The 3,730-nt window shown below is 66.9% G+C and carries 4 protein-coding genes; all 4 read right to left on the reverse strand.

The features are described from left to right. Nucleotides 1-71: 71 nt before the first annotated feature. Entirely contained in the window at nt 72-1,307 is a 1,236-nt protein-coding gene (locus HFL01S_RS24260; protein ID WP_066263897.1) for an MFS transporter, read from the reverse strand. A 48-nt stretch (nt 1,308-1,355) separates the two neighbouring features. Then, nucleotides 1,356-2,360: a cupin-like domain-containing protein gene (locus HFL01S_RS24265; protein ID WP_066263898.1), complete on the reverse strand. Its 1,005-nt coding sequence runs from the start codon at nt 2,358-2,360 to the stop codon at nt 1,356-1,358. Between the two features lie 99 nt (nt 2,361-2,459). After that, nucleotides 2,460-3,527, reverse strand: coding sequence for a class II fructose-bisphosphate aldolase (gene fba / locus HFL01S_RS24270; protein WP_066263901.1), 1,068 nt, complete (start codon nt 3,525-3,527; stop codon nt 2,460-2,462). Nucleotides 3,528-3,559: 32 nt separating this feature from the next. Next, nucleotides 3,560-3,730, reverse strand: a 171-nt coding sequence (gene pgk, locus HFL01S_RS24950) for a phosphoglycerate kinase (protein WP_084383630.1), incomplete at its 5' end; no start/stop codon positions are given.

The raw sequence follows: 3,730 nt of genomic DNA on the forward strand, positions 1-3,730 counted from the left end.
AGTGGCCCGGCGGAGCCGGTTCCACCGCATCCTCGAACCGAACACCTCGCGCGTACTTCGTCGCGCTTGGTTCAGCGCGTTTTTGATCTCACCCGCCGGTACAGCCAGCCGGCGATGGCGAGGTTCAGCAGGTTCCAGGCGATGCCGTTGATGAACGCGGCGTCGTAGCTGCCGGTCATGTCGAAGATCCAGCCCGAGAGCCAGCCGCCGAGCGCCATGCCGATCAGCGTGGCCATGATGACGGCGCCGACCCGCGCGCCCACCTCCTGCAGCGCGAAGTGCTCGCGGATGATGATGGCGTAGGACGGCACGATGCCGCCCTGGAACAGGCCGAACAGGGCCGAGACCACGTACAGCGGCACCATGCCGTCGAAGGGCAGGAACAGCAGCAGCGCCACCCCCTGCAGCGCCGAGCCCAGCAGCAGGGTGCGGATGCCGCCGATGCGGTCGCAGATGAAACCCGAGACGAGGCGGCTGACGATGCCGCTGGCCAGCATCAGCGACAGCATCTCGGCGCCACGCGCCGCGCCATAACCGAGGTCGGTGCAGTAGGCCACGATGTGCACCTGCGGCATCGACATCGCCACACAGCAGCCCACGCCCGCCACGCACAGCAGCCACTGCGCGCTGGACGGGCTCAGGCCAAAGGGACGGCTGCGGTCGGTCGCTGGCGCGGCGCCCGCAGCCGCCACGGGCTGCGGCGGCGCCAGCGGTGGCCGCTGCCGCATCAGGCCCGAGAGTGCCAACATGCCCAGGCCGCAGACCACGCCCATGATCGTGTACGTGGGTCGCCAGCCGATGGTCTCGATGCCGTGCTGCACCAGCGGCGGCCAGAGCGCGCCGGCGATGTAGTTGCCGCTGGCGCAGATGGCCACCGCGATGCCGCGGCGCCGGTTCCACCACTGCGAGGTGTCGGCCAGCAGCGGCGCGAAGGTGGAGGCACCACCCAGCAGGCCGAGCAGGCCGTGCGCGAGACCGAAGGTCCAGATGCTGCCCGAGTGCGCAGCCCAGAGAAAGCCGCCCGCCACCGCCAGCGCGCCCACCCAGAGCACCTTCATCAGGCCATGCCGGTCGGCCATGCGGCCGGTCCAGATGCCGCCAATGCCGAGGCACACCATCATGAAGGTGTAGGGCAGCGAGGCGCTGGCGCGGTCGATGCCGAACTCGGTCTGCACCGTGGGCAGCACCACCGACACCACGTACATGCTGCTGTTGCCCAGCACCACCAGGCCCAGGGCCACCAGCAGCCGCCAGGCGGCCTGGCGCGAATCGATGACGGAGGGATCGGCGTGCAGAGGGCGGTTCATCCCCGCAATCTACCGCAGGGCACCCTGGGCGCTGGTGTCACCAGGGGGTCAGAGCCCGTACCCGGGTGGACCGATCTCCACCTCGGCAGGTGCACGCTTGCCGAACCCGTACTGCACGGCCTTGATGGAGACCTGGGCACCGACCAGCCCGAGCGCCAGCAAAAAGCGCTTGCGCCTGAAAAAGCCGCTGTAGCGCCTTGCATGCAGGACCACCGCTGAGGTCGTGTCGCGCGGCAGGTCCAGATACCAGAAGTTGACCGCCAGGCTGGGCCCAGGACCGGAGAACACCTGGTGCCACATGCCCGCGGGCACGTACAGCAACTGTCCGGGGTGCGTGACGCACTCGTACCCGCGGGCGGTGGCCCTTGATCCTTCAAACCGGTTTTCGGCTTTCGCATGGAAGCCAGGCGCAATCGTCTGGCGGACATCCTGGCCGTTCAGCAACACCGCCGCCTGGTCGTGCGGAAAAAGAATCCAGCGTTTGCTCCCCACAACCACTCCATTGAGGTTGTCGAACTCGTCGTAGTGCAGACCGCTGATCTGGTCGCCAGGCCCCAGCCACAGGTTGCACTGGGCCAGGTCTTTCTCGGACCAGTAAGGCGGCAGTGTCAGGTCCTGCGCCAACTCAGGCAGCACAGCGGGCCAGGTGCGGCGGGCGAGCATGGCACTGAAGCCACTGCCTCGCATGATCAGGCCCTGGGTCAGGTACCAGGCAGGCGGTTGTTCCCCGAAGAGGCGCTCCACCAGCTCACCGAACACCACTTCGCGGTATTCCTCGTGGTAGCTGCCCGCTTCCACGTTGCTCGCCTCCAGGTCGCGGACAAACGCGTTCCGGTGCCCCGCGACAGACACCAGGTGATCGGGTGTCGACCAACGTTGCAGTGCCCTCCACTGCCGCGCCCCGTCGTTGATGATCACCGGGCGGCGGGGTCGCCGGTAGCGCTCTTCAAAGTCCCGAGCCGACAGCCCATCCACGACATCAACAGACTGCAGTGGCGGGCTGAAGCAGGAAGCGAGTTCGGTTGAAAAATCGCTGGCGTCCGGTGTCTGCATGCGTGTTCCCGTGTTCGGCGTGGTCGGCGCGTTCTCCGGGGCCATCATGCACCACAACGTCGTTCGGCAACGACCTGGGTGATGCGCAGAAAGGGCCGATCAGGCCACCCGCGCCGCCAGCTCGCCCTTGTCGTAGCGCTTCTGCATGGCTTCGAGGCTGTGGACCTTGGTGATCTTCGACGCCATGCCCGCGGCACCGAAGGCCTCGTAGCGCGCGGCGCAGATCGCCTGCATCGCCTTGGTGGCTTCCTTGTAGAACTTGCGCGGGTCGAAGTTCTTGCGGTCTTCGGCCAGGTGCTTGCGAATGGCCCCGGTGCTGGCCATGCGCAGGTCGGTGTCGATGTTGACCTTGCGTACGCCGTTGCGGATGCCCTCCACGATCTCTTCCACCGGCACGCCGTAGGTCTGACCCATGTCGCCGCCGTGCTGGTTGATGATGGCCAGCCAGTCCTCAGGCACGCTGGACGAGCCGTGCATCACCAGGTGGACGTTGGGGATGCGCTGGTGGATTTCCTTCACGCGGTCGATGCGCAGCACCTTGCCGCTGGGCTTGCTGGTGAACTTGTAGGCGCCGTGGCTGGTGCCAATGGCAATAGCCAGCGCGTCGACCTGGGTCTTGCGCACGAAGTCGGCAGCCTCGTCGGGGTCGGTCAGCAGCATGGAATGGTCCAGCTCGCCTTCGGCGCCATGGCCGTCTTCCTCGCCGGCCTTGCCGGTTTCGAGCGAGCCCAGGCAACCCAGCTCACCTTCCACCGACACGCCGCAGGCGTGGGCCAGATCGACCACCTGCTTCGTCGTGGACACGTTGTATTCGTAGCTCGCGGGCGTCTTGCCGTCGGCCAGCAGGCTGCCGTCCATCATCACCGAGCTGAAACCCGACTGGATGGAGCGGAAGCACACGCCCGGCGTGGCGCCGTGGTCCTGGTGCATGCAGACGGGGATGTGCGGGTACATCTCGATGGCCGCGGCGATCAGGTGGCGCAGGAAAGGCTCGCCCGCGTAGGAACGCGCTCCCGCCGAGCCCTGCAGGATCACCGGGCTGTCCACCTGTGCCGCGGCCTGCATGATGGCCTGCACCTGCTCCATGTTGTTGACGTTGAAGGCCGGCAGGCCGTAGCTGTTGTCGGCCGCGTGGTCGAGCAGCTGGCGAAGGGAAATCAGGGCCATGGGGTTGTCTCCGTGAGGTTCAGATATGGGAATCAGGGTTCGGCGCGCTTGGCCAGAATTTCGAAAGCGGGCAGCGTCCTGCCTTCCAGCACTTCCAGGAAGGCGCCGCCGCCGGTGGAGATGTAGCCCACGTCCTTCTCGATGCCGTACTTGGCGATGGCCGCCAGCGTGTCGCCACCACCGGCGATGCTGAAGGCGCTGGA

It is taken from the genome of Hydrogenophaga flava NBRC 102514 (assembly GCF_001571145.1).
GTDB lineage: Bacteria > Pseudomonadota > Gammaproteobacteria > Burkholderiales > Burkholderiaceae_C > Hydrogenophaga > Hydrogenophaga flava.

Excerpts from the sequence above, each read along its gene's own strand:
- HFL01S_RS24260 (WP_066263897.1), bottom strand. The coding sequence starts at position 1,307 with ATGAACCGCCCTCTGCACGCCGATCCCTCCGTCATCGATTCGCGCCAG.
- HFL01S_RS24265 (WP_066263898.1), bottom strand. The coding sequence starts at position 2,360 with ATGCAGACACCGGACGCCAGCGATTTTTCAACCGAACTCGCTTCCTGC.
- fba (WP_066263901.1), bottom strand. The coding sequence starts at position 3,527 with ATGGCCCTGATTTCCCTTCGCCAGCTGCTCGACCACGCGGCCGACAAC.